This window comes from Cryobacterium sp. TMN-39-2 (genome assembly GCF_004402745.1).
Classification (GTDB): domain Bacteria; phylum Actinomycetota; class Actinomycetes; order Actinomycetales; family Microbacteriaceae; genus Cryobacterium; species Cryobacterium zongtaii.
Map to the genome: position 1 here is coordinate 34552 of NZ_SOFX01000036.1, position 26107 is coordinate 60658.

Annotated in this window: 17 protein-coding genes; 14 read left to right on the forward strand and 3 right to left on the reverse strand. The window is 68.2% G+C overall.

Translation table 11 applies throughout. The annotated features are described in order from the left end of the window. Positions 1-308 precede the first annotated feature (308 nt). The 4 genes from E3O57_RS13575 to E3O57_RS13590 all read left to right on the forward strand — a co-directional run bounded on the left by E3O57_RS13575 (position 309) and on the right by E3O57_RS13590 (position 5261). The gene (locus E3O57_RS13575) at positions 309-1655 is read left to right on the forward strand and encodes an ABC transporter substrate-binding protein (RefSeq protein WP_103479847.1); all 1347 of its coding nucleotides are present in this window, start codon (positions 309-311) and stop codon (positions 1653-1655) included. Between the two features lie 151 nt (positions 1656-1806). Then, a complete protein-coding gene (locus E3O57_RS13580) occupies positions 1807-2757 on the forward strand; it encodes a carbohydrate ABC transporter permease (RefSeq protein ID WP_103479846.1) in 951 nt (316 codons plus the stop codon). Then, positions 2757-3713 (forward strand): carbohydrate ABC transporter permease, encoded by a 957-nt coding sequence (locus tag E3O57_RS13585; protein ID WP_103479845.1) that lies wholly within the window; start codon positions 2757-2759, stop codon positions 3711-3713. The genes E3O57_RS13580 and E3O57_RS13585 overlap by 1 nt, the downstream gene beginning before the upstream one ends. A 42-nt stretch (positions 3714-3755) precedes the next feature. After that, on the forward strand, positions 3756-5261 hold the full coding sequence (locus E3O57_RS13590) for an alpha-N-arabinofuranosidase (RefSeq protein ID WP_103479844.1): 1506 nt from the start codon (positions 3756-3758) through the stop codon (positions 5259-5261). 340 nt (positions 5262-5601) lie between these two features. Here the strand turns inward: E3O57_RS13590 and xylB are convergent, their stop codons facing one another. Further along, positions 5602-7017 carry a xylulokinase gene (gene xylB / locus E3O57_RS13595; protein WP_103479843.1) on the reverse strand — a complete coding sequence of 472 codons (1416 nt, stop codon included), beginning with the start codon at positions 7015-7017 and terminating at the stop codon, positions 5602-5604. A gap of 184 nt (positions 7018-7201) precedes the next feature. Next, positions 7202-8332: a glycerate kinase gene (locus E3O57_RS13600; RefSeq protein WP_103479842.1), complete on the reverse strand. Its 1131-nt coding sequence runs from the start codon at positions 8330-8332 to the stop codon at positions 7202-7204. Positions 8333-8490: 158 nt separating this feature from the next. On the opposite strand from E3O57_RS13600, the gene E3O57_RS13605 reads away from it, so the two are divergent. Further along, positions 8491-9405: an aldo/keto reductase gene (locus tag E3O57_RS13605; RefSeq protein WP_103479841.1), complete on the forward strand. Its 915-nt coding sequence runs from the start codon at positions 8491-8493 to the stop codon at positions 9403-9405. Positions 9406-9536: 131 nt separating this feature from the next. On the opposite strand, the gene xylA is transcribed toward E3O57_RS13605, so the two are convergent. Next, the gene (gene xylA, locus E3O57_RS13610) at positions 9537-10727 is read right to left on the reverse strand and encodes a xylose isomerase (RefSeq protein ID WP_088455103.1); all 1191 of its coding nucleotides are present in this window, start codon (positions 10725-10727) and stop codon (positions 9537-9539) included. 478 nt (positions 10728-11205) lie between these two features. Between xylA and chvE the strand changes: the two genes are divergently transcribed. The 9 genes from chvE (at position 11206) to E3O57_RS13655 (ending at position 26059) form a co-directional block, all read left to right on the forward strand. Then, positions 11206-12330: a multiple monosaccharide ABC transporter substrate-binding protein gene (chvE, locus tag E3O57_RS13615; RefSeq protein WP_103459690.1), complete on the forward strand. Its 1125-nt coding sequence runs from the start codon at positions 11206-11208 to the stop codon at positions 12328-12330. A 125-nt stretch (positions 12331-12455) separates the two neighbouring features. Beyond that, on the forward strand, positions 12456-13964 hold the full coding sequence (gene mmsA, locus E3O57_RS13620) for a multiple monosaccharide ABC transporter ATP-binding protein (RefSeq protein WP_088457834.1): 1509 nt from the start codon (positions 12456-12458) through the stop codon (positions 13962-13964). Positions 13965-13969: 5 nt separating this feature from the next. Then, a complete protein-coding gene (gene mmsB, locus E3O57_RS13625; RefSeq protein ID WP_088455105.1) occupies positions 13970-15187 on the forward strand; it encodes a multiple monosaccharide ABC transporter permease in 1218 nt (405 codons plus the stop codon). Between the two features lie 60 nt (positions 15188-15247). After that, entirely contained in the window at positions 15248-16465 is a 1218-nt protein-coding gene (locus E3O57_RS13630; RefSeq protein ID WP_241990417.1) for an ROK family protein, read from the forward strand. Positions 16466-16632: 167 nt separating this feature from the next. Further along, positions 16633-17646 carry a LacI family DNA-binding transcriptional regulator gene (locus E3O57_RS13635; RefSeq protein ID WP_103459691.1) on the forward strand — a complete coding sequence of 338 codons (1014 nt, stop codon included), beginning with the start codon at positions 16633-16635 and terminating at the stop codon, positions 17644-17646. A gap of 131 nt (positions 17647-17777) precedes the next feature. Continuing rightward, positions 17778-20117: an alpha-xylosidase gene (yicI, locus tag E3O57_RS13640; protein WP_103479840.1), complete on the forward strand. Its 2340-nt coding sequence runs from the start codon at positions 17778-17780 to the stop codon at positions 20115-20117. Continuing rightward, positions 20114-21571 carry a GH1 family beta-glucosidase gene (locus tag E3O57_RS13645; protein WP_103479839.1) on the forward strand — a complete coding sequence of 486 codons (1458 nt, stop codon included), beginning with the start codon at positions 20114-20116 and terminating at the stop codon, positions 21569-21571. The genes yicI and E3O57_RS13645 overlap by 4 nt, the downstream gene beginning before the upstream one ends. A 100-nt stretch (positions 21572-21671) precedes the next feature. Beyond that, on the forward strand, positions 21672-23702 hold the full coding sequence (locus E3O57_RS13650; protein WP_241990418.1) for a beta-galactosidase: 2031 nt from the start codon (positions 21672-21674) through the stop codon (positions 23700-23702). Continuing rightward, entirely contained in the window at positions 23702-26059 is a 2358-nt protein-coding gene (locus E3O57_RS13655) for a glycoside hydrolase N-terminal domain-containing protein (protein WP_103479838.1), read from the forward strand. Before E3O57_RS13650 ends, E3O57_RS13655 begins: the two co-directional genes overlap by 1 nt. Positions 26060-26107 lie beyond the last annotated feature (48 nt).

Below are 26107 nucleotides of genomic sequence, written 5' to 3' on the forward strand. Positions count from 1 at the left end.
CCCACTTGACAGATACGCCAGCGCCTCGGCATGATGCATTTACAACGTTTACCTATAACGTTGTAAATGTCGAAATCGGCTCTCTCCGGATGCTCTCGCCTCGTGCGAATTCACCCGGCTGAGCCCGACAACGATGACGATTCGAATCAAGGAGGATTCGTGAGGGCCCTGTCCGCACCCGGATGTCGGCCACGTCGCGAACCTTCTCGCACCGCACTACCCACAGCACTCGCATCCACCCGGTCGCGAAAGCCCCGGGGGTGCATTGATGACAACGGTGTCCACACACCTGCGAGAGGAACATTTCAATGAAGACTAAATTCCTGGCCTCGGTCGGCGTTATCGCCGTTGCCGCCGCCGCCCTCACCGGATGCTCGGCCTCGGCCGAAACGTCCAACAGCACCGAGGCATCCTGCACCAACAAGATCGTCAATGCTGACGCACCTCAGGTCAGCGTGTGGGCGTGGTACCCCGCGTTCGAAGAGGTCGTCGATCTGTTCAATAACAGCCACGACGACGTGCAGGTCTGCTGGACCAACGCCGGCCAGGGCAACGACGAATACACCAAGTTCTCCACCTCGATCGAGTCCAAGTCCGGCGCCCCCGATGTCATCCAGCTCGAATCCGAGGTGCTCTCCAGCTTCACCATCCGAGATGCGCTTGTGGACCTCACCGAATTCGGTGCGAACGACGTGAAGGACAAGTACACCGAGGGCTCCTGGAAGGACGCCTCCAGCGGCGACGCCGTCTACGCCATCCCGGTGGACGGCGGCCCGATGGGCATGCTCTACCGCCAGGACCTGTTTGACGCGGCCGGCATCGCCGTACCGACCACCTGGGCCGAGTTCGAAACCGCCGCCGCCGCGCTGAAGGCGTCCGGCTCCGACGGCGTGCTGGTCAACTTCCCCACCAACGGCCGTGCCTTCAACCAGGCGCTCTTCGCCCAGGCCGGATCGGTGCCCTTCGTCTACGACTCGACCAGCCCGACCGACATCGGCATCGAGGTGAACGACCAGGGTGCCAAGGACGTTTTGGACTACTGGAACGGTCTGGTCCAGGACGGACTCGTCACCACCGACGATGCCTTCACCGCCGACTACAACACCAGCCTCGTTGACGGCACCTACGCCGTGTACCTCGCGGCCGCCTGGGGTCCCGGCTATCTGCAGGGCCTCTCGGATGCCGATGAGAACGCCGTCTGGGCCGTCGCACCGCTGCCGCAGTGGGACGCCGCCAATCCCGTGCAGGTGAACTGGGGTGGTTCGACGTTCGCCGTGACCAGCCAGGCCACCGACAAGGAACTCGCCGCGCAGGTCGCCATCGAGATCTTCGGCACCGACGAGGCCTGGAAGATCGGCGTCGAGAAGGGCGCGCTCTTCCCGTCGTACACGCCGATGCTCGACTCGGAGTACTTCGTCAACCTGGAGTACCCGTTCTTCGGTGGTCAGCAGATCAACAAAGAGGTCTTCCTCAACGCGGCTGCCGGCTACACAGGTGCCACTTTCAGCCCGTTCCAGAACTACGCGTACGACCAGCTGACCGAAGAGCTCTACTCCATGGTGCAGGGCGAGCAGGACAGCAGCCAGGCGCTCGACGACCTGCAGGCCAGCCTGGAAACCTACGCCACCGAGCAGGGCTTCACGGTCGCCAAGTAGTGCCCAGCACCACCGTCAGATAGCGCGGTCGCCGCAGGGCGGCATCCGCTAGCGCCGTCGGCCGGTCACCGGCCGGCCGACGGCGCCCCGTCACTCCGCTCGTTCTGCTCGGGCAGAGCCAGCCACGCAGAACCGTATGAAGGACACAGTTATGGCACTCACCGAAGCGGCGCCAAAGCCGTCGCTGGCCCGGCCCGCCCGCCGGCCGCGCACGCAGATTGACCGGATGGACCGCAAACGCCAGCGGTGGGGGTGGCTGTTCGTGGCCCCGTTCGCCATCGTCTTCGCCACCTTCCTGGTCGCTCCCCTCGGCTACGCCTTCTGGATGAGCATGCAGACCAGCACGCTGGCCACCGGCACATCGTTCACCTGGTTCGCCAACTACGGCAAGGCCTTCACCGACCCGATCTTCCTCGAAGGGCTCGGCCGGGTCGCGTCGTTCGCGCTCATCATGATCCCGGCGCAGATGCTCGTGGCGCTTGTAGCGGCTCTGGTGCTCGACAACCTGTCGACAACGTTGTCGAAGTTCTCCAGACTGATGATCTTCGTGCCGTACGCCATCCCCGTCGTCATCGGCGCGCTGATGTGGGGCTTCCTCTATAGCCCGCGTTTCGGCCCGGCCACCGACATCTTCGGCCTCGTCGGCCTCACCGCCCCCGACTTCCTGTCGCAGGGCACCATCTTCGCGAGCCTGGTCAACATCGTCACCTGGCAGTGGGCCGGCTACTACATGATCATCATCTACGCGGCCCTCCGCGGTATCGACCCGGCTATCTACGAGGCCGCACGCCTCGACGGCGCCAACGGGCGGCAAATCGCTCTGCGGGTCAAGGTGCCCATGATCTCCTCGTCGATGGTGATGGTGCTGATCTTCGCCCTGATCGGCACCCTGCAGTTCTTCACCGAACCCCAGGTGCTGCGCGCGGTCGCGCAGGGCGCCATACCCGTCTCATACACACCCAACATGTATGCCTACTCGCTGGCGTTCTCCTACAGCCAGTTCAACTACGCGTCGGCAATCTCGTTCGCTCTCGGCATCGTGGTCTTCGCCGGGTCGTACCTGTTCCTCTTCCTCACCCGCAAGCAGAGCGGACTCAAGTAATGGCCATTCTCACTCCCGGGGCCACCGCCCCGGCAGACGTCTCCGACACCGACACCGACTCCGGCTCGCGCCGCCGCATCTCCGCCCGCCGGGGCAACACCGGCCGCGACGGCGGTCGCAAGATCGGCTCGCACGTACTGCTGATCATCCTGGTGATTTACTTCATCACCCCGCTATGGTGGCTGACTGTCGCCGCGACGAAGGACACCGCCGGCCTGTTCACCGGCAGCGGCGGCCCGTTGTGGTTCGACAGTGAATTCAACCTATTCAATAACATCGCAGGGCTCTTCGAGCACCAGGGCGGTATCTACTGGCGGTGGCTGGGCAACTCGTTCTTCTACGCCATCTCCGGCGGCGTCGGCGCGACCATCCTCGCCGTGCTGGCCGGGTACGGCTTCGCCAAGTACCGCTTCCGCGGCCGCAACGCCTTCTTCTCGGTGCTGCTGGGCGCGGTCATGGTGCCCATGACGGCCCTGGTGATCCCGACCTTCGTGCTGCTAAGCAACATGGGCCTGGTCAACACGATCTGGGCGGTCATCCTGCCCTCGCTGCTAAGCCCGTTCGGGGTCTACCTGATGCGCGTTTACACGCAGGATGCCGTGCCGGACGAGCTGCTCGACGCGGCTCGGGTCGACGGCGCGGGCGAACTGCGCACCTTCTTCCAGGTGTCGCTGCCGCTGCTGCGCCCGGCGATCGTCACCGTGCTGCTCCTGTCGGTGGTGGGCACCTGGAACAACTTCTTCCTGCCGCTGGCCGTGCTGAGCGACCCGAACCTGCTCCCCGTCACGGTGGGCCTGAACAACTGGCAGGCCCTCTCCAACGCCGGCGCCGGCGGTGAGCAGGTCTGGAACCTCATCGTCACCGGTGCCTTCGTCTCGATCCTCCCGCTGATCATCGCCTTCCTCTCCCTGCAGAAGTACTGGCAGGGCGGGTTGTCCCTCGGCGCCCTGAAATAACCGTCACAGTTCTCCACCTGCTCGATAGAAAGAAAGACACCAATGACCACCGCACGCATTAGCATCGACCGCAGCAACGTGGTCGCCCCCCTCAACCGGCGCATCTTCGGCTCCTTCGTAGAGCACCTCGGCCGCTGCGTTTATGACGGCATCTACGAGCCGGGCCACCCGACCGCCAACGCGGACGGCTTCCGCCTCGACGTTGTCGAGCTGGTCAAGGAACTCGGCTCAACCACCATCCGCTACCCCGGCGGCAACTTCGTCTCCGGCTACCGGTGGGAGGACGGAGTGGGCCCGCGCGAGAACCGCCCGGTGCGCCGCGACCTGGCTTGGCACTCGTTGGAGAGCAACCAGGTGGGCCTGGAGGAGTTCGCCCGCTGGTGCGAGCTCACCGGCTCCGAACTCATGATGGCCGTGAACCTCGGCACCCGCGGCATCGAGGCCGCGCTCGACCTGCTCGAGTACGCCAACGGCGAGGCCGGCACAGCGCTGGCCGACCAGCGCATCAGCAACGGCCGCACCGAACCGTACGACATCCGCATGTGGTGCCTGGGCAACGAGATGGACGGCCCGTGGCAGATCGGCCACATGACCTCGGCCGATTACGGCAAGATCGCCGCCCGCACAGCGTCGGCGATGAAGACCGCCGACAAGAACCTCGAACTGGTCGTCTGCGGCTCGTCGGGCTCGGCGATGCCCACCTTCGGCGAGTGGGAGCGGGTGGTACTCGAGGAGAGCTACGACCACGTCGACTACATCTCCTGCCACGCCTATTACCAGGAGCGCAAGGGCGACCTCGACTCCTACCTGGCCTCGTCAATGGAGATGAAGTACTTCATCGACACCGTCGTCGCCACGGCAGACCACGTCAAGCACAAACTGCGCAGCCTGAAGACCATTCAGCTTTCCTTCGACGAGTGGAACATCTGGTACCTGGACGAACACCAGGCCTCGGAAGAGGTCAACGAGGAATGGCGCATCGCGCCCCGCCAGCTCGAAGACGTGTACTCGGTGGCGGATGCCGTGGTGCTGGGCAACCTGCTGATCACCCTGTTGCAGAACCACGACAGGGTGACCTCGGCCTCGCTCGCGCAGCTGGTGAACGTGATCGCGCCGATCATGACCGAACCGGGTGGCGCATCCTGGCGCCAGACCACGTTCTTCCCGTTCTCGGTGACGTCGCGGCTGGCCCGCGGCGAGGTGCTGCGGCCGCGGATCGACGTGGGCACCTACGACACCGCGCTCTACGGTGCGGCGCCGCTCGTTGACTCCGTCGTCACCGCGGATGCTGAGACCGGCACCTCGGCGGTGTTCCTGGTGAACCGCAGCCAGACCGAGTCGATCGAGGTGTCGATCGACGTGTCAGAGCTCGGCGCCACGAGTATCACCGAGGCAGTGACCCTGCACGACGCCGACCCGTACGCGAAGAACACCTTCGCCGAACAGACCCGGGTGGGCCTGGCGGCGCTCGCGGGTGCGGTCCTGGCCGACGGCACGCTCACGGTGACACTGCCCCCGGTCTCCTGGTCGGCGCTCGCGCTCGGTTAGGACTGCCTGGTCGGACGGGCACGCTCGCGGGCGTGCCCGTTCTTCTTTCCACGGGTTGCTGCTCGTGCTTCGGCCGGCCAGGGACGCGCACTCGGCCCACCTCGCGAAAGCGGTGATGTGGTTGCTTCAGCTCGCGCGAGATGACCGTTTCCCCGCTTTCGCGAACAACCGCACCCCGCACCGGGCCAACGAGGTGCCAAGTAGGTCGCGAGAGCGGTGAGGTGGTTGCTTCAGCTCGCGCGAAGTGACCGTTTCCCCGCTCTCGCGACACAGACCTCGCTCTCGCGAAACAGACCTTTGCTTCGCGACACAGCGAACGCGCGAAAGCGGGGGTGCGGAGCTAGGCGCGGTGCGCGGCGTACTGGGCGCGGATGACCGGGCGGAAGTCCGGGGTGGGGTGCGCCTCGACCGCCACCGACCAGGCCGGGCGGGTGCCCGTGAGCGACCAGGCCGCCTGGGCGGCACCGCCGTCGGCGACGTACTCGCCGGGGGTGGGCACGGCCACCGGTGCATCGAACACCTGCGCGGCGATGAACTGCACGGCCGGGTTCTGCGCCGCTCCGCCGATCAGCAGGATGCGTTCGACGCTGACTCCCTGCGCGCGCACGGCGTCCAGCCCGTCGGCGAGGCCGCACAGCAGCCCCTCGATCGCGGCCCTGGCCAGGTTCGGCCGGGTGGTCGAGGTCAGGGTCATCCCGAACAGGGAGGCCGTGGCGTCGGGCAGGTTGGGGGTGCGTTCGCCCTCGAAGTACGGCTGCAGGACCAGGCCCTGCGCGCCGGGCTCGGCCTCCAGCGCGAGCCGGCCCAGTTCGTGGTGGTTGACGCCGAGCAGGCCGGCGATCGAGTCCAGGATGCGGGCGGCGTTGAGCGTGGCGATCAGCGGCAGGTGCAGCCCGCTGGCGTCGGCGAACCCGGCGACGGCGCCGGAGGCATCCTCGCTGGGCACCGCGGTGACGGCGAAGACCGTGCCGCTGGTGCCGATCGACACGATCACGTCGCCGGCCGCAGCGCCCAGGCCCAGGGCGGCGCCGGCGTTGTCGCCGGCTCCCACACCCACGACGAGACCGGCGGGAACCCCGGGCAGGGCCACCGTGGTGCCTGCGGTCTCGCCAGGGCCGAGCACCCGGGGGAGCACGGCGTCGTGGCCGAGTCCGCGCACGAGCAGCTCGCGGTCGTAGTCATCGAGGGCGGCCGAGAAGTAGCCGGTGCCGCTGGCATCCGACCGGTCGGTGGTCAGCGCGGTCAGCACGGGGCCGAGCTCGCTCTCACCGGCCGGGCCGTAACCGCGCAGCCGCCAGCTGAGCCAGTCGTGCGGGAGGGCGACGGCGGCGACCCTGGCGGCGTTGGCCGGTTCGGCATCCCGCAGCCAGCGCAGTTTTGTGACGGTGAACGAGGCCACCGGCACGAGGCCGGTGCGGCGGGCGTATTCGGCGGCGCCGACCTCATCGATCAGGTCGGCGGCGGCCTGCGCGCTGCGGGTGTCGTTCCAGAGCAGGGCCGGGCGGATGACGCGGCCGTCCTCATCGAGCACGACCATGCCGTGCTGCTGCGCGGCCACCGACACGGCGGCGACGTCGTCGAGACCGCCGGCCTTCTCGACGGCGGCCAGCAGGGCATCCCACCAAGCGGCCGGATCGACCTCGGTGCCCACGGGATGACTCGCCTTGCCGGTGCGCACCAGCGCGCCCGTCTCGGCATCCCGCACCACAATCTTGCAACTCTGCGTCGACGAGTCGACTCCGGCAACCAGCGCCATGGCGCACTCCAAACCTCAAAAATCCGCGGTGGGTCGGCGGCGTCCTCGCCGTCGCCCGGGGGCTCACACATAAAATGTTCTGGGTCTAAACATATTCGGTCTAGCGGGGATGTTCAAACGCTTGCGGGCCCCCGCGGCATCACGCAAGGGGCTCCGTGCCGCCCGCAGCGGGCGGGCGGCACCCTCAGGACAGGGTGAGCAGCCGGCAGACGGTGGCGACCGCGCGCTCCAAATTTGCCGCGCCATCGGCGAGGGCGCTGGGCAGGTCGGCGACACCCGGCACGATGGGCACCAGTGCGGCGAAGCCGTGCTCGTAGAGCACCTCGGCGCCGGGGCCGATCCGGCCCGCGAAGGCGACGACCGGGACACCGTGCACGCCGGCGGCCTCGGCAACACCCAGCGGGGTCTTCCCGCTCAGGGTTTGGGCGTCGAGGCTGCCCTCGCCCGTGAACACGAAATCGGCACCGGCGATCCGGTCGGCCAGGTGCACGGCATCCATCACGACATCCACACCGCGGCGCAGCTCGGCCGGGAAGAACGCCAGAAAGGCGGCCCCGAGTCCACCGGCGGCTCCGGCGCCGGGCTGGGCGGACACATCCGTGCCGGTCAGGGCGGCGATCACGGTGGCGTACACGCCCAGCGCGGCGTCGAGCTGGTGCACGGTGGCGGGGTCGGCGCCCTTCTGCGGGCCGAAGACGGCGCTGGCGCCGGCGGCTCCGAGCAGCGGATTCGTGACGTCACTGGCGATCTGGAACGTGCTGCCGGCCAATCGCGGGTCGACGGCGGACAGGTCGATCCGGTGCAGCCGTGCCAGGGCCGCACCGCCGCGCGGGAGGTCCGCACCGGCCTCATCGAGCAGGCGGGCGCCGAGAGCCTCGAGCATCCCGGCGCCACCGTCGTTGGTCACCGAGCCGCCCAGACCCACGATGAACCGCGTCGCACCACGGTCCAGGGCGTGGCGGATCAACTCGCCGACCCCGTAGGAGCTGGTGATCTTCGGGTCCCGGTCGGCGAAGGCGACCAGGTCGATCCCGGCGGCGGCGGCGATTTCGATGATGGCGAGGTGCTCGGAGCCGACGTAGCCGTACCGGGCCCGAACGGAACGTCCGAGGGCGTCGTGCACCGGGGCGCTGAGGAGCACACCGTCGAGGGCATCGGTGAGGGCCTCCGTGGTGCCTTCCCCACCGTCGGCCATCGGCGCGGCCACGCAGTCGGCGTCGGGAAACACCGACAGCACACCGCGTCGCATGGCGGCGACGGCCTCGGGCGCGGTCATCGATTCCTTGAACGAGTCGGGGGCCAGAACGAATTTCATGGGATCGATCCTCTGTGGAAAGCGACGAACGCCGGGACGAGGGCGACCCTCTTCCCGCCCGAACGCCCGGTTCTCGACACGGTACCGCATGCCGATCCCCGGTTCGTCAGCGGGTTGTCGCTCCACGCCCCTCGGCAGAAACGGACTAGCCTCGCCTCATGGTTTCCCTTGATCCCCGGCCCGCCGGCACGCAGGCGCTCCTCCTGTCTCCTCTCACCCTCGGCACGTCCGGCTGGTCGCCGCGGAGTGCCGCCGAGACCAGCGCCACGGACGCCCTGGCCGCGTCCTGGGCGGCCGGCCGGCTCAGCACGAACGTCATCGACACCTCCAACATCTACGGCGACTCACACTCGGAAGGGGTCATCGGCAAGGCGCTGGCCAGCACTGTCGGCCCGGGACTGGTCGTGCAGACCAAGCTCGACCGCGACGTGGCGCGCAACGACTTCTCGGCGGCGCAGATGGAGAGATCTCTGCAGCAGTCACTCGACCGGCTCGGCCTCGAATCCGTCGACATCCTTTTCCTGCACGATCCCGAAAACGTCGGCTTCGAGAGCGTCATGCAGCCCGGCGGTGCCGTGGATGCGCTCGTCGCCATGCGGGACCGCGGTGTGGCCCGGTATATCGGCATCTCGGGCGGACCTGTCGCGATGATGCGCCGCTTCGTGGACACCGGCCTCTTCGACGTCCTGATCAATCACAACCGCTTCACCCTGGTGGACCGCTCGGCGCTGGGCCTGTACCAGGCGGCCAGGGACCGGGGCATGATCGTGGAGAACGCGGCCCCGTTCGGCGCCGGGATCCTCACCGGCGACCCCCGGTTCGCCGGCACCTACGCCTACGGCCCGATCCGGCCGGAGACCCAGGCCGCCGTGGACGCCGCCACCCGCATCGCGGCCGACGCCGGCATCCCGCTGGCCGCGCTCGCCTTGCAATTCAGCCTGCGGCATCCGCTCGTCGACACGACGGTGCTGGGCGTGCGCACGAGTGAGCGCTTCGACGAGGCCGTCGCCCACGCCGCGATCGACGTGCCGGATGCGGTCTGGGCCGAGCTGGACACCATCGTCGCGAACTGAGAGAAAAGCACCCACAACTCGCGCGAAGGTGCTCACCCCACAGTTCGCGGGTGGGGGTGTGGGAAAGCCCCGGCCGGGAGGTCCCGGCCGGGGCAGATGGTGCGGGTGGAGCGGTCGAACGAACCTGCTGTTTAGCGGGCGCCGAGCAGGTGCTCGAGGGCCAGCTGCTGCAGGCGAACGAAGCCGAAGCCCTTGCCGCCGAAGTACTCCTCCGGAGCGAAGTCCTCGTAGGCGCTCTTGTCGGCGAGGAAGTCGTCGTAGCTCTCGCCGTCGGACAGGGTGGTCTGTGACAGTTCCGGCACGCGCGATGCGGCCAGCTGCTCCTGCACCTCGGGGTCGGCGCGGAATGCCGCGGCACGCTCCTTGAGCAGCAGGTAGGTGCGCATGTTCGCGGCGGCGGAGTCCCAGACGCCGCTGATGTCCTCGGTGCGGCTCGGCTTGTAGTCGAAGTGACGCGGGCCGTCGTAGGACGGGCCACCGTTCGGGCCACCGTTTTCGAGCAGGTCCACCAGCGAGAACGCGTTCTGCAGGTCGCCGTGGCCGAAGACCAGGTCCTGGTCGTACTTGATCCCGCGCTGACCGTTGAGGTCGATGTGGAACAGCTTGCCCTGGTAGAGCGCCTGGGCGATGCCGGCGGTGAAGTTCAGCCCGGCCATCTGCTCGTGACCGACCTCGGGGTTGACGCCGACGAGTTCGGGGCGCTCGAGGGTGGTGATGAACGCCATGGCGTGGCCGACCGTGGGCAGCAGAATATCGCCGCGCGGTTCGTTGGGCTTGGGCTCGATGGCGAAACGGATGTCGTAACCCTTGTCGGTGACGTAGTCGCCGAGCAGGTTGACGGCCTCGCGGTAACGGTCGAGGGCGGCGCGGATGTCCTTGGCCGCGTCGTACTCTGCGCCCTCACGGCCGCCCCACATCACGAAAGTCTTGGCGCCGAGCTCAGCGGCGAGGTCGAGGTTGCGCATGACCTTGCGCAGGGCGAACCGGCGCACGGCGCGGTCGTTGGAGGTGAAGCCGCCGTCCTTGAAGACCGGGGCGCTGAACAGGTTGGTGGTGATCATCGGCACGATCATGCCGGTGTCGGCGAGGACCTGCTTGAGACGGTCGATCTCCTTCTGGCGGGCGGCATCCGTGGAGCCGAAGGCGAAGAGGTCGTCGTCGTGGAAGGTGAGGCCGTATGCGCCGAGCTGAGCGAGGCGGGTGACGGCTTCGACGGTGTCCAGCTGCGGGCGAGTGGGTCCGCCGAACGGGTCAGACCCGTTGTATCCGATGGTCCACAGGCCGAATGAGAACTTGTCGGCGGGGGTGGGGGTGAGTGACATTACTGTGCTCCGATTCAGCTTCATTGGCGATTTGTTGCTATTACCAACATATTACACACCCGCGGCCCATCCGTACAGTTGCCCGTACGGGCCGCAGGAAAACCCCCGGCCACAACATATTCGCCGGAAGTCGGTTTTTGCGCCTCCTCCCGCCACTGACCCTGTCGAACTGTTTCGACGATTCCCGTCGCAAATGGAGCCCTCGAGGGGGCGCATTATCATGCCAACCCCCCAAACAGGGGCATTTCCTGTTTTGCCCCTAGGCAAACCGAGAAGGTACGAGATAAGTTCTGTCCGTCAACAAAGGCCGCATTTGCGCGGTGGGTCAATCACAGCGATGTCCCGTTACAAGGAGGTAACCCTGACACGCGTTCGCCCAGTGCTGGGGGAGCGGGCGACAAGATTTCCTCCTCTGGCAGTCCACCGGCATGCCGGTGACTGCGGTGACTGGCAGCTCTCAGAGAGGAAAGCTCCAACTATGTCCAAGACCAAGAAAATTCTCGCCCTCGCGGCCACAGGCATCTTCGCCCTGTCGCTCGCGTCCTGCGCCAGCGACGGTGAAGCCACCGGAGGCGGCGATGCAGCCGCCGGCGGTACCGAGTGCAACGTCGGAATCTCGATGCCGACCCGCAGCCTGGAACGCTGGATCAACGACGGCGAGCAGCTCAAGGCGCTGCTCGAAGAGGCCGACTGCACCGTCGACCTGCAATACGCCGACAACAAGACCGACCAGCAGATCAGCCAGATCCAGAACCAGGTCGCCGGCGGATCGAAGATCCTCGTTGTGGCCGCCGTCGACGGCCAGGTGCTCGCACCGGTGCTCGCCGAGGCCAAGAAGCAGGACGCCACCGTCATCGCCTACGACCGCCTGATCAACGGCACCCCTGACGTCGACTACTACGCGACCTTCGACAACTACAAGGTCGGCCAGCTGCAGGGCCAGTTCCTGGAGACCCAGCTCGACCTGGCCAACGCGACCGGGCCGATCTCGATCGAACCGTTCGCCGGCAGCCCCGACGACAACAACGCCAAGTTCTTCTTCTCCGGCGCCTGGGACGTTCTGCTGCCCTACGTGGAGAGCGGCGTCCTCGTCGTTCCGAGCGGCCAGTCACCCGCCTCCAACGACGACTGGGCCTCGATCGGCATCCAGGCCTGGGCCAGCGACAAGGCGCAGTCCGAAATGGACAACCGTCTGTCGTCGTTCTACACCGGCGGCGACAAGGTCGACGTGGTGCTCTCCCCGAACGACAGCCTGGCCATCGGCATCATCGCCTCGCTGAAATCGGCCGGCTACGCACCGGGCACCGACTACCCGCTGATCACCGGACAGGATGCCGACAAGGCCAACGTCAAGGCGATCCTCGACGGTGAGCAGTCCATGACGGTCTGGAAGGACACCCGCACGCTCGGCGAGCAGGTGTTCACCATGATCGAGGAGATCGTGGCCGGCGACGAGGTTACCGTCAACGACACCGAGACCTACGACAACGGCGAGAAGGTCGTGCCGTCGTTCCTGCTCGACCCCGAGGTCGTCGTCAAGGACGATGTGCAGACCAAGCTCGTCGACTCCGGCTTCATCAAGGCATCGGATGTCGGCCTCTAACGAGCCGACCCTGGCCGGCCTGTTCGTTCCGAGCAGGCCGACCTCCTAGCCGGGCACCCGGGAAACCGGGTGCCCGGCCCATCAGCAAACAGGAGAGCGCAGTGGAGCATTCGATCATCCTCAGGATGAACAACATCGTGAAGGACTTCAATGGGGTGAAGGCCCTCGACGGTGTTTCCCTCGAGGTCACGAGGGGGCAGGTGCACGGCATCTGCGGGGAGAACGGCGCCGGCAAGTCCACGCTGATGAAGGTCCTCAGCGGGGTGTACCCGGCCGGCAGCTTCGACGGCAGCATCGAGTTCGAGGACCACGAGGTGGCCTACAAGACCATCAACGACAGCGAGCACGACGGTATCGTCATCATCCACCAGGAGCTGGCGCTGAGCCCGTACCTGTCGATCGCGGAGAACATCTTCCTCGGCAACGAGAACGCCACCCGCGGGGTGATCGACTGGAACAAGACCAACCGTGAGGCCGCCCTGCTGCTGGCCCGGGTGGGCCTGGACGAGAACCCGGCCACCAAGATCCTCGAGCTCGGCGTGGGCAAGCAGCAGCTCGTGGAGATCGCCAAGGCGCTCTCCAAGCGGGTCAAACTACTCATCCTCGACGAGCCCACCGCGGCCCTGAACGACGAGGACTCCACCCATCTGCTGGGCCTGATAGACCACCTGCGCACGCAGGGCATCACCTGCATCATCATTTCCCACAAGCTCAAGGAGATCAAACGCATCGCCGACACCGTCACGGTGATCCGGGACGGCAAGACCATCGAGACCATCGACATGGCCGGGCCGGATGCCACGGAGGCTCACATCATCCGCGCCATGGTCGGCCGGGACCTGAACAACCTGTTCCCGCCGCGGGAGCCCGCCGTGGGCGCCGAGGTGCTCAGGGTGGAGAACTGGACAGTGCACCACCCCGTCGACGTGGCCCGCAAGGTCGTCGACGGTGCCTCCTTCACCGTCAACGCCGGCGAGATCGTCGGCTTCGCCGGGCTGATGGGCGCCGGCCGCACCGAATTGGCGATGAGCATCTTCGGCCGCTCCTACGGCACCAACATCTCCGGGCAGGTCTTCAAAGACGGCACCGAAATCCAGATGCGCACCGTGGGGGAGGCCATCGAGCACGGCTTCGCATACGCCACCGAGGACCGCAAACGCTACGGCCTCAACCTGATCGGCGACATCACCGTCAACGTGTCCGCGGCCGCCCTGGCCAAGCTGGCCAAGTACGGCGTGATCGACAAGCACCGCGAGTACAAGGTCGCCGACTCCTACCGGCAGAAGATGAACATCAAGGCGCCGTCGGTCACCTCGATCACCGGCAAGCTCTCCGGCGGTAACCAGCAGAAGGTGGTGCTGTCGAAGTGGATCTTCTCCGGCCCCGACGTGTTGATCCTGGACGAGCCGACCCGCGGCATCGACGTGGGGGCCAAGTACGAGATCTACGGAATCATCAACGAGCTCGCGGCGCAGGGCAAGGCGGTCATTGTGATCTCCTCCGAACTGCCCGAGCTGATCGGCATCTGTGATCGCATCTACGCGATCTCAGAAGGAAAACTCACCGGCGAGGTCGCCAAGGCCGACGCGTCGCAGGAAACACTCATGCACTACATGACCGCAGGAAAGGACTGAGCGCGATGACCACCACCACGCCAGCGAGCAAGGCGCCCACAGAACCACCCGTCAAGCGCCGGATGCCCAAGCTCTCGATCAACCTTCGCCAGTACGGCATCGTCGCCGCCCTGGCCGTGATCGTCATCCTGTTCCAGATCCTCACCGACGGGCGCCTGTTGCTGCCCGGCAACGTGAACAACCTCATCCAGCAGAACGCCTACGTGCTGATCCTCGCGATCGGCATGGTCATCGTGATCATCGCCGGCCACATCGACCTGTCCGTCGGCTCTGTCGTGGCCATGGTCGGCGCTGTCGCCGCGATCAGCATGAACAACTGGGGTCTGCCCTGGTGGGGCGCGGTCCTCGTGTCGCTGCTGGTCGGCGCCCTGGTCGGTGCCTGGCAGGGCTACTGGGTGGCGTTCGTCGGCATCCCGGCGTTCATCGTCACCCTGGCCGGCATGCTCATCTTCCGCGGCCTCACCCTGGTGCTGCTCACCGGCGGAACCATCAGCGGCCTGCCCGCGGAATTCACCGCGATCGGCGCCGGCTGGCTGCCGTCGTACCTGGGCGAACTGGCCGGGCGCGACGTGCTCACCCTGGCGCTGGGCATCCTCACCGCCGTGGCCCTGATCGTCTTCCAGCTGCGCACCCGCGCCACCCTGGCCCGGTTGGACCTGCCGCGCGAACCGCTCGCCTCGATGTGGACCAAGAACGGCATCGCCGCCATCGCGATTGTCTGGTTCGCTTGGTTGCTCAGCGACTACAGCGGCACCCCGATCATCCTGATCGTGCTCGCCGCCCTGATCCTGATCTACAACTTCGTGCTCAACCGCACGGTGTTCGGCCGCCACGTCTACGCCATGGGCGGCAACCTCTTCGCCGCCGTGATGAGCGGGGTGAAGACCAAGTGGGTCAACTTCTACATCTTCGTGAACATGGGCGTGCTGGCCGGCCTGGCCGGTGTGGTCTCGACCGCGCGAGCCGGCGGCGCCGTCGCCTCGGCGGGCCAGAACTACGAGCTCGACGCCATCGCCGCCGTCTTCATCGGTGGTGCGGCCGTGCAGGGCGGCGTGGGCACCGTGGTCGGTGCCGTGGTCGGTGGTCTGGTGATGGGCGTGCTCAACATGGGCCTGTCGATTCTCTCGGTGGATGCCGCCTGGCAGATGACAATCAAGGGCCTGGTGCTGCTGCTGGCCGTCGCGTTTGATATCTTCAACAAGCGGCGCGCCGGAGGACGATAGCACTGACGCCACCCGGCGGTCCTCTGTCGGGCCCGCACCCGAAAGGACCGTGACCCACCCGTGAGCCAAGCGTCACCCACCCTGGGTGTTCGGGGCGGCACCAGCAACGACCAGCTCCGGCGGTACAACCTGTCGATGGTCATGACGATGCTGCACCACGCCGGTGGCTGCTCCCGAGCCGAGCTCACCAAGCGCACCGGACTGAACCGGTCGACGATCGCGGCCCTGGTGGCCGAACTCGTCGACCTGGGCATGGCGTTCGAGGTGGAACCGGAGAGCGTGGTGGGCCGGGTGGGCCGGCCCAGCCCGCAGGTGGTGCCGAACCCGGGGCTGGCCGCGATCGCGGTCAACCCCGATGTCGACGCCATCACGGTGGGACTGGTGGGACTCGGTGGTGAGGTGATCCGGCGCATCCGTTTCGACACCACCCGGGTGCCCACCGTGGCCGAGGCCATCAACGCGGTCAAGGCCATCGTCGACGGCATGCGCGGTGAGATCGACCAGAGCTACAGCATCGCCGGGGTCGGCGTGGCGGTGCCGGCGCTGGTGAACTCCGCGGACGGCCGGGTGCTGATCGCCCCGCACCTGGGCTGGCGCGACGTCAACCTGGCCCGCGATCTGGCCCGGGTGCTGGACTACCCGGTCTTCGCCGGCAACGATGCCAGCCTCGGCGCGATCGCCGAGAGCATGTTCGGCGCGGCCCGCGGCATCAACGACCTGGTCTACCTCAACGGCAGCGCCAGCGGAATCGGCGGCGGCCTGATCATCGGCGGCACACCGCTCCGCGGCACCAGCGGCTACGCGGGGGAGCTGGGCCACACCCTGGTGAACAGCGCGGGGGTGCGCTGCCACTGCGGCCGGATCGGCTGCCTGGAGACCGAGGTGAGCATGGCCAGGCTTCTCGCAGTGCTGAAGCTGCCGCGCGCCGACCTGGACGACCTCGACATCGCGCTCGGCGTCTCCCGCGATCCGGCCGTGCTGGCCGAGGTGCGCCGGCAGATCGAGCTGCTCTCCGAGGCGATCTCCAACTTCGTGAACCTGTTCGACCCCGAGATGGTGGTGCTCGGCGGGTTCCTCGGCTCGCTGCTCTCGGTGGGCCGGGAACAGCTGACCGCGGCGATGATCGTGCGCTCCATGAGCAGCATCGGCCACACGGTGGCCATCGAGCGGGCCAGCCTGGGCTCGCACCTGATGCTCGTGGGCGCCGCCGAGCTGGCCTTCGCCGACCTGCTCGACGACCCGGCCGGCTTCGTGCGCGGTCGTGCCTCTCGTCGCTAGTTCGCTGATCTGACATTTGTCGTCAATCACCACAAACTACTTGCGGAAGCGAGGAAGTCTGCCGTAGGCTCCCTTGCGAGGCGGTCGAAACGTTTAGACACTTCGCCCGCTGCTCGGCTGCGTTTCCGCAATCGATCCCGCACTATCCGACCGACGATGGAGTCCAGGTGGCCAACATTCACGACGTGGCACGTGTCGCCGGAGTGTCGATCAGTACGGTGTCCTACGCCCTCAGCGGGAAGCGTTCGATCGCAGCGTCTACCAAACAGCGCATCGACCAGGCCGTTCTCCAGCTCGACTACCGGGCCAACGCCGGCGCGCGGATGCTCAAGGGCGCGCGCACCCAGATCCTCGCGTTGAGCGCTCCGCTGCATGCCGGCACCCACGCCCCGGCCCACATGGCCTTCGTGCTCTCGGTGGTCACGGCCGCCCGCCTGTACGACTACGACGTGCTTCTGCTCACCCAAGACGAAGCAACCGTGGGTCTCCGCCGGGTGGCGCGCAGCTCCCTGGTCGACGGCATCGTGCTGTTGGACGTCTCCACCGCCGATCCCCGCACCGATCTGGTACGCGAGCTCGGCCTGCCGGCCACGGTGATCGGCATCCCCAATGACACCGCCGGCCTCACCTGTGTCGACCTCGACTTCGAACAGGCCGCGGTGCTGGCCGTTCGCCGGCTGGTCGACCTCGGCCACCGCGAGATCGGCCTGATCGGCCAGGCGCCGCTCGTCTATGAGCGTGGCTCGAACTTCCCGCCGCGTTTCCGGGACGCCTTCCTGGCCGAAGCCGCCCGGCTGGGCGTCACCGTGGCCTTCACCCCGGCCGCCGAGGAGTCGGCCGGCGTGCGCGCGGCCGTCGAGCACGTGACGGCCGCTCTGCCCGGAATGACCGGGCTCGTGTTGCACTGCAACGAACCCGTGCAGTCCATGGTTCTCGACGTGCTCAGCCAGCGCGGCATCAGCGTGCCGAACGACCTCTCGGTCATTTCGGCCTGCTCCAGCTTCTCCACCGACCATCTCAACCCGCCGCTCGACGTGATCCCGCTACCCGCGGACCAGTCCTGCACCCGAGCAATCGAGCTCACGATGGCCCAGTTCGCCGGAGACGCCGAGCCCCACGTCGAATACATCGAGCCGACCTACGTCGAGCTCGGGTCGACCGCCCCCGGCCCGCATCGATAGAACCTCGGAAAACCCCTCAGAGCCTTCGTGCCGTCGAAACGTTTCGAAATGCGATCGAGAACCGTAGTACCCAGCAGCACCACCCAACGCACCCTCACCAGGGGCATCACCGCAGGAGCAGTCAAGTAGACATGAAATTCACCGATGGTTTCTGGCACACCCGTCCCGGCGTCACCGCGTTCTACGCGCAGGAGGCCTACGACATCGAACAGGTGGGTGCCGCCCTGCGGGTCTCCGCCCCGACGAAGGTGATCGAACGTCGCGGTGATGTGCTCAACCGCGCCATGCTCACCGTGACGCTCTCCTCGCCGCTGGAGGGCATCGTCAAGGTGCGCGTGGAACAGCACACCGGGACCACAACCGGCCCGGGTTTCGAGCTCGTCGGCGCCGAGCCGGATGCCGGCGACATCGCGATCGACGCCACGGGCGGCACCCTCACGGCCGGCCCGCTCACCGCACGCATCGCCCCGGGCGCTCCGTTCAATCTCAGCTTCGAGGCCGACGGCCGCACCCTCACCGAGAGCGGCCACAAGTCGATCGGGCACATGCAGCTCGCCCCCGGGGCCCCCATCGCCGCCGAACCGGCCGGCGTCTCCGGCGTCACCACCACCGGGCTCGCACCGGCACCCAGCTACACGCACGCACAGCTCTCCCTCGGCGTGGGCGAACTGGTCTACGGCCTGGGCGAACGCTTCGGCCCGCTGATCAAGAACGGCCAGACCATCGACATCTGGAATGCCGACGGCGGCACCTCCAGCGAACAGTCCTATAAGAACGTGCCGTTCTACCTCACCAACCGCGGCTACGGCGTGCTGGTCAACCACCCCGAGCACGTCTCCTTCGAGGTCGGCACCGAGGCCGTCGAACGGGTGCAGTTCTCCGTCGCCGGTCCGGCCATCGAATACCTGGTGATCTACGGGCCCACTCCCAAGCAGATCCTCGAGCGTTACACCCGCCTCACCGGCCGCCCCGCGCGGGTGCCGGCCTGGTCGTACGGCCTATGGCTGTCGACCTCGTTCACCACCCAGTACGACGAGGCCACCGTGAACAGCTTCATCGACGGTATGGCCGAGCGCGACCTGCCGCTTTCTGTCTTCCACTTCGACTGCTTCTGGATGCGCGAATTCAACTGGACCGACTTCGAGTGGGACCCGCGGGTGTTCCCGGACCCCGAGGGCATGCTCGCCAGGCTGCACGAGAAGAACCTGCACGTGAGCGCCTGGATCAACCCCTACATCGCCCAGCGGGCCGGCATCTTCGCCGAGGCCGCCGCCGCCGGCTACCTGGTGAGGAAGGCCGACGGCGACGTCTGGCAGTGGGACCTCTGGCAGGCCGGCATGGCACTGGTGGACTTCACCAACCCCGCCGCGGTCACCTGGTTCCAGGACAAGCTGCGCGGCCTCTTCGCACAGGGCGTCGACGCCATCAAGACCGACTTCGGCGAACGCATCCCCACGGATGTGGTCTGGCACGACGGCTCGTCGCCCGAGGTGATGCACAACCTGTACACCCAGCTCTACAACAAGGCCGTCTTCGAGGTGCTCCAGGAGCACCGCGGCGAGGGCGATGCGGTGCTGTTCGCCCGCTCCGCAACCGTCGGCGGCCAGATGCAGCCCGTGCACTGGGGCGGAGACAACTCCTCCAGCTACGAGTCCATGGCCGAGACCCTACGCGGCGGGCTCTCGCTGGCCTTCAGCGGCTTCGGCTACTGGAGCCACGACATCGGCGGCTTCGAGGGCATGCCCGACCCGGCCGTGTTCAAGCGCTGGCTGGCGTTCGGCCTGCTGTCCAGCCACTCCAGGCTGCACGGGTCCACCAGCTACCGGGTGCCGTGGCTCTTCGACGAGGGCCGGGAGGAGCCCGGCCAGAGCGCCGTCGACGTCACCCGGGTGTTCACCAAGCTGAAGCTGACGCTGATGCCCTACCTCTACCAGGTGGGCCTGGAGGCACACCGTCTCGGTGCCCCGTTCATGCGGCCGATGCAACTCGAGTTTCCCGGCGACCCCGCCGTGGACTACCTCGACCGGCAGTACCTGCTCGGCGCCGACCTGCTCGTGGCCCCGGTCTTCAGCGAAGCCGGCGACGTGCAGTACTACCTGCCGGCCGGCACCTGGACGAACTACCTGACCGACGAGGTCGTCACCGGTCCCGTTTGGCGCCGGGAGACGCACGCGTTCGACAGCATCCCGCTGTGGGTGCGTGGGGGAGCGGTGCTGGCCACCGGTTCCCGCGACGACAGGCCCGACTACGACTACACCGACCAGACCCTGCTCACGGTCTACCCGGGCGAGTCGGCCGGCATCCGCACCGTCGAAGTCGCCAACCCGCTCGACGGCAGCTTTGTCACCTTCACCATCACAGTTTCCCGCGACGACACCGTCGTGACCAGCGATTCGGATGCCCCCTTCCGGGCCCGCCTCGCCGGCGGCGACATCCTCTCCTCCACCGACCGAAAGGCCACCCTCCGATGAGCATCATCGAGCAGAGCACCACGCAGGCCTCACCCGACTACCGCGACGCCGGCCTCACGTTCCCGGACTCGTTCATCTTCGGCTCCGCCACGGCCAGCTACCAGATCGAGGGCGCCTTCGACGAGGACGGCCGGGGCCCCTCGATCTGGGACACCTTCAGCCACACCCCCGGCAAGATCTGGAACGGCGACACCGGCGACGTCGCCTCCGGCCACTACCACCGGCTCGAGGAGGACCTCGACATGATGGTGACGCTGGGCCTGCAGGCGTATCGGTTCTCCATCGCCTGGTCACGCATCCAGCCCACCGGCCGGGGCCCGGCCAACCAGGCGGGCCTGGACTTCTACGGCCGGCTCATCGACGGGCTGATAGCCCGGGGGATCAGCCCGATCGTCACCCTTTACCACTGGGACCTGCCGCAGGCCCTCGAGGACGAGGGCGGCTGGACCAACCGGGCCACCGCGTACGCGTTCGCCGACTACGCGGCGATCCTGGGCGCGGCATTCGGCGACCGGGTGGACACCTGGACCACCCTGAACGAACCGTGGTGCTCCGCTTACCTGGGCTACGGTTCCGGCTCGCACGCGCCCGGCCGCACCGACGGCGCCGAGGCGCTCACCGCCGTGCACCACCTCAACCTGGCGCACGGCCTGGCGATCCTGGCGCTCAAGCCGCTGGTGACCAACGACCCCGACTTCTCGATCACCCTCAACCTGCACGTGCTGCGCGGCGAGGGCGAGACCGGGCCGGAGGCCGTGCGGCAGATCGACGCCCTCGCCAACCGGGTGTTCCTGGGCCCGCTGCTGACCGGCGCCTACCCGGCGGATGTCTTCGAAGACACCAAGGACGTCACCGACTGGGCGTTCATCCTGCCCGGCGATACCGAGATCATCCACCAGCCGCTGGACGTGCTCGGCGTCAACTACTACTCCACCACCCTGGTTCGGCTGTGGGACGGGGCGGCACCGCGCCAGAACGCCGACGGGCACAAGGATGTCGGTGCCTCGCCGTGGCCCGGCGCCGACAGGGTCGAGTTCCTCGCCCAGCCCGGCCCGTACACCGAGATGGGCTGGAACATCGAACCGGCCGGCCTCGAGGAGTTGCTCGTGGCGCTGCACGAGGAGTTCCCGGCGCAGCCGCTGATGGTCACCGAGAACGGTGCGGCGTTCGCCGACACGGTCGTGCAGACGGAGGACGGAGCCCGCGTGCACGACGTGGACCGCACCGACTACCTGCGCCGGCACTTCACCGCCGCGCACCGGGCACTGGCCCGCGGCGTCGACCTGCGCGGCTACCAGGTGTGGTCACTGATGGACAACTTCGAATGGGGCTACGGCTACTCCAAGCGGTTCGGCATCGTGCACGTGGACTACGACACGCTGGTGCGCACCCCCAAGGACAGCGCCCGCTGGTACGCGGCCCTGGTCGCCACCCGCACCCTCCCGGCCGTCTAAGGCTCTCTCCCGAGTTGCCCTCGCGCGGACGAGTTGCCCCGGGGCAGCTCGTCCGGACCTGGGCAACTTACGGTCATTTCGCAAGAGGAACAGGAACACCTTGCAGCAGCAGCACCAGCACAGCTTTGTCTACGGCGGCGACTACAACCCCGAGCAGTGGCCCGAATCGGTGTGGGCGGAGGACGTGCGCCTGATGCGTGAGGCGAACGTCAACCGGGTCACCGTCGGGGTGTTCTCCTGGTCGTCGCTCGAGCCCGAAGAAGGCCGGTACGACTTCGGCTGGCTCGACAGGGTGATGGACCTGATGCACACCAACGGGATCGGGGTAGTGCTCGCCACCCCCACCGCGTCGCCTCCGCCGTGGTTCACCTTCGCCCACCCGGAGGCCCTGCCGGTCACCGCGGACGGCGTGCGCCTGGTGCACGGCAGCCGGGACACCTACAACCCGGCCGCCCCGGCGTACCGGGATGCCGCGCGACGGATCGCCGGCGCGCTCGCCGAACGGTACGGCCGGCATCCGGCGCTGCGAATGTGGCACGTGCACAACGAGTACGGCACGGTCTCGTACGGCCCCGAGACGGACCGGGCGTTCAGGCTGTGGCTGGCCGAGCGCTACGGCACCGTGGCCGCGCTGAACAGCACCTGGAACAGTGCGTTCTGGTCGCAGAGCTACGCCACCTTCGAGCACATCCTGGCGCCGCAGGCCACCCAGTACCTGCCGAACCCGGCGCACCTGCTCGACTTCAAACGGTTCTCCGCCGACACTCTCCGCGACGCGCTGCGCGAGCAGGTCGCGGTCATCCGCGAGCTGAGCCCCGGCGTGCCGGTGACGACCAACTTCATGCTGCCCAGCTGGAACCACTACGACCAGTGGGATTTCGCCGCCGAGATCGACGAGGTGTCGATCGACCACTATCCCAGCGCCCGCGACATCGAGGGGGAGACCCACGTGGCGTTCGGCGCCGACGTGGCCCGCTCGTTCAACCAGGGCCGACCCTGGGTACTGATGGAGCAGGCCACCAGCCTGATCTACGACTACGCCGCCGCGCGCCTGTTCGCCAAGGACCCCGGCCGGCTCGAGCGCAACACCCTGCAATACCTGGCCAGGGGCGCTACCGGCAGCCTGTTCTTCCAGTGGCGTTCGCCGCGGGTCGGCGCGGAGTTCTTCCACTCGCCGATGGTGCCGCACGCGGGGGAGGACTCCCGGGTGTTCCGCGAGATCGTCGCCCTCGGGCACACCCTCACGTCGTTGGCCGAGATCGCCGAACCGCCCGCGGACGGCCGCCGGGTGAACGTCGCCCGGGTCGCCATCGTCTGGGATTCCATCGCCTGGTGGGCCGCCGAGACGCGCGCCTTGCCCTCCGACGACCTCGCCTTCCTACCCGCCGTGCGCGCCGTGCACCGGGCGCTCTGGTGGCAGGGCATCGCCTGCGACGTGGTGCGGCTCGATCAGGACCTCTCCGGCTACGACCTGGTGCTGGTGCCGAACAAGATCGCCGCCTCCGACGCCGAGGCCGAGACGCTGCGCGCCTTCGTCACGGCCGGCGGTCACGCGGCGGTCTGGTTCTTCTCCGGCAGCACCGACGAGAACCTCAGCGTGCGCCCCGGCGGCTTCAGCGGCGCCTTCGCCCCGCTGGCGGGCATCCGCGTCGAAGAGCACCACCCGCTCGCCGCAGGCGAGACCGTGCAGCTCTCCGACGGGTCGCGGGCGGATGCCTGGGCCGAAGACCTGCAGGCCACCGGCGCCGAGGTGCTGGCCACCTTCACCCACGCTCCGCTGGCCGGCCGGCCGGCGATCACCCGCAACCGGCTCGGCGCCGGCACGGTGCACTACCTGGCCACCCGGCTCGACCAGGCTGCGCTGCGCGCGCATCTGACCCGGATGCTCGCCGAAGCCGGCATCGGCCCGGAACACCCGCAGGCCGGTGACGGCGTCGAAATCGTGCGCCGCTACGCCGGCGACCGCAGCTACCTCTTCGTCTTCAACCACGGCGAGAGCGCCCGCACGGTCGCCCTGAACGGCTACGACCTGCTCACCGAGGCGCAACTCTCCGGCGACGTCGAGCTGGCCCCGGCCGCCTCGATCGTGCTCCGCGAGAGTGCCCTGCCGGACTCCCCGCCGCAGCCCTGATGAGCGAGCTATCCTACACCGCGCCGAGCAGGAACTGGTTGGATGCCCTCCCGCTCGGCAACGGCGCACTGGGTGCCATGGTCGACACCACCGACCGGTGCACCCGGCTGCACCTGAACGACGAGACCGCCTGGTCGGGCTCGCCGGAGAGCGAACACCGCCACGGGCCGGTGGATGCCCCGACCGCCGCGGCCGCGCTCGCCGCGGCACGGGCGCACCTCGCCGAGGACCGGGCGGCCGAGGCCGAGGCGGAACTGGCCGCGCTGAGCGCCGAGTACACCCAGGCCTACCTGCCGTTGGGCACCGTGCAGATCGACCTGCCCGGCGGCCACGCCCTGACCCGGCGGTGGCTCGACCTGGCCGACGCCGTCCACCACATCCAGGGGGCCGGCCTCGAACAGACCAGCTTCGCCAGCCACCCCGACGGGGTGCTCGTGCACCACATCGTGGCCGACGCCGCCCTGCCCGACCCGGTCTTCACGGTCTCGGTCAGCAGCCCGCTCGCCGACCTGGGCCGCACGGTCACGACCGACGGCCTGAGTCTTCGGCTGCAGCTGCCGGCCGACGTGGCGCCGGGGCACCGGCCCGACCGGCCCGCCGCCGTCTGGGAACTGGACGGCATCCAGCCGCTGCAGGGCGCCATCGTGGTGTCTGTGCGGCATGACGGTCACGCCGCACCCGACGGGTCAGGTGCCCTCCGCATCGAGGGTGCCACGGAGATCCTGGTCTGCGTGGCCACCGAGACCACCTTCACCGCCGCCGGCCGCCCGGCCTCCGGCACCGCAGCGGATAGCGCCGCCACCGCCTCGGCCCGCCTGGGCGCTGTCGCCGGGGCATCCGTCAACGACCTCGCCGCCCGGCACCGGCTGGACTACACGGCCCTGTTCGACAGGGTCAGCCTGGACCTGCCCGGGCCGGCCGGTGCCGACGGCTGGACCGCTCCCGACCGGCTCGACCGCGCCGCCACCGACCCCCGCCCGGCCGCGCTGACCGATCCCGGCCTGTTGTCGCTCCTCTTCGACTACGGCCGCTACCTCTTGATAGCGTCCTCCCGACCCGGCGGGTTGCCCGCCACCCTGCAGGGCCTCTGGAACGACTCCATGCAGCCGCCGTGGAGCAGCAACTACACCCTCAACATCAACACCCAAATGAACTACTGGGGCGCCCACGTGGCCCGGCTCGGCGAGACCGCTGAGCCCCTGCTCACCTTTGTGGAGGCCCTCGCCGAGCGGGGCGCGCACACCGCCGACCGGCTCTACGGCTGCCGGGGCTGGGCGGCGCACCACAACTCCGACGGATGGGCGTTCAGCTCGCCGGTCACCGGCGACGCCTCCTGGGCGCAGTGGCCGATGGCCGGGGTCTGGTTGGTGCGGCAGCTCGACGAGGTGCGCCGGTTCGGCACCGCCACGCCCGACCAGCTCGCCCGGCTGTGGCGCCTCGCGGCCGGGGCCGCCCGGTTCTGCCTCGACTTCCTGGTGGAACTGCCCGGCGGCAGCCTGACCACCCGGCCCTCCACGTCGCCAGAGAACCAGTTCCTGCAGAACGGCCGGCCGGTCGCGGCCGGCACCGGGTCGACCATGGACCGCACCCTGCTGCGCGAACTGTTCGCACTGCTGCCCGGCCTCGCCGCCGACAGCGGGCAGGGCGACGACCCGATCCTCGCCGAGGCGGCGGCCGCGCTGGTGCGCATCCCCGGCCCCCGAATCGGCAGCGACGGCACCCTGCTCGAGTGGGACCGGGAGCGCCTCGAAACCGACCCGCAGCACCGGCACGTCTCGCACTTGGTGGGGCTGTACCCCGGCGACGGTCTGAACGCCGAGCACGCCCGGGCGGCGTCGGCCACCCTGGACCGACGCGGTGACGACTCCACCGGCTGGTCGCTGGCCTGGAAACTGTGCCTACGCGCCAGGCTGCACCAGCCCACCAAGGTCGACGACCTGCTCGAGCTGGTGCTGCGGCCGGCCCGCGACGACGCCGGTCCCCATGCCGGCGGGCTGTACCCCAACTTCTTCGCCGCGCACCCGCCGTTCCAGATCGACGGCAACCTGGGCTTTGTCGCCGCGGTCTGCGAGCTGCTACTGCAGTCGCACACCGGCACCCTCGAGCTGCTGCCCGCGCTGCCCGCGTCACTGCCCGAGGGGCGGGTGACCGGGCTGGCCGCCCGGGGCGGCGTGCTCGTCGACCTCACCTGGTCCGACGGAACCCTGGTGAGCGTGACCCTGCGCGCCAGCGCGGAGCGCTTCGCGGGCGCCAGGCTCATCGGCTACCGCGGCCGCCGGCACGAGGTCGTTGTGCCCACCACGGGCATCCGTCTCTTCAGGGCACCCGACGGCACCCTCTCGTCCCGCGAACGGTGAGCCCAGCCCAAAAAACCTCGAGTTTTCGGGGCTGAGCTCACAGTTTGC

Excerpts from the sequence above, each read along its gene's own strand:
- E3O57_RS13600 (WP_103479842.1), bottom strand. The coding sequence starts at position 8,332 with ATGAAATTCGTTCTGGCCCCCGACTCGTTCAAGGAATCGATGACCGCG.
- E3O57_RS13575 (WP_103479847.1), top strand. The coding sequence starts at position 309 with ATGAAGACTAAATTCCTGGCCTCGGTCGGCGTTATCGCCGTTGCCGCC.
- mmsA (WP_088457834.1), top strand. The coding sequence starts at position 12,456 with ATGAACAACATCGTGAAGGACTTCAATGGGGTGAAGGCCCTCGACGGT.
- xylA (WP_088455103.1), bottom strand. The coding sequence starts at position 10,727 with ATGTCACTCACCCCCACCCCCGCCGACAAGTTCTCATTCGGCCTGTGG.
- E3O57_RS13605 (WP_103479841.1), top strand. The coding sequence starts at position 8,491 with ATGGTTTCCCTTGATCCCCGGCCCGCCGGCACGCAGGCGCTCCTCCTG.
- mmsB (WP_088455105.1), top strand. The coding sequence starts at position 13,970 with ATGACCACCACCACGCCAGCGAGCAAGGCGCCCACAGAACCACCCGTC.
- chvE (WP_103459690.1), top strand. The coding sequence starts at position 11,206 with ATGTCCAAGACCAAGAAAATTCTCGCCCTCGCGGCCACAGGCATCTTC.
- E3O57_RS13585 (WP_103479845.1), top strand. The coding sequence starts at position 2,757 with ATGGCCATTCTCACTCCCGGGGCCACCGCCCCGGCAGACGTCTCCGAC.
- E3O57_RS13655 (WP_103479838.1), top strand. The coding sequence starts at position 23,702 with ATGAGCGAGCTATCCTACACCGCGCCGAGCAGGAACTGGTTGGATGCC.
- E3O57_RS13590 (WP_103479844.1), top strand. The coding sequence starts at position 3,756 with ATGACCACCGCACGCATTAGCATCGACCGCAGCAACGTGGTCGCCCCC.
- E3O57_RS13645 (WP_103479839.1), top strand. The coding sequence starts at position 20,114 with ATGAGCATCATCGAGCAGAGCACCACGCAGGCCTCACCCGACTACCGC.
- xylB (WP_103479843.1), bottom strand. The coding sequence starts at position 7,017 with ATGGCGCTGGTTGCCGGAGTCGACTCGTCGACGCAGAGTTGCAAGATT.
- yicI (WP_103479840.1), top strand. The coding sequence starts at position 17,778 with ATGAAATTCACCGATGGTTTCTGGCACACCCGTCCCGGCGTCACCGCG.
- E3O57_RS13580 (WP_103479846.1), top strand. The coding sequence starts at position 1,807 with ATGGCACTCACCGAAGCGGCGCCAAAGCCGTCGCTGGCCCGGCCCGCC.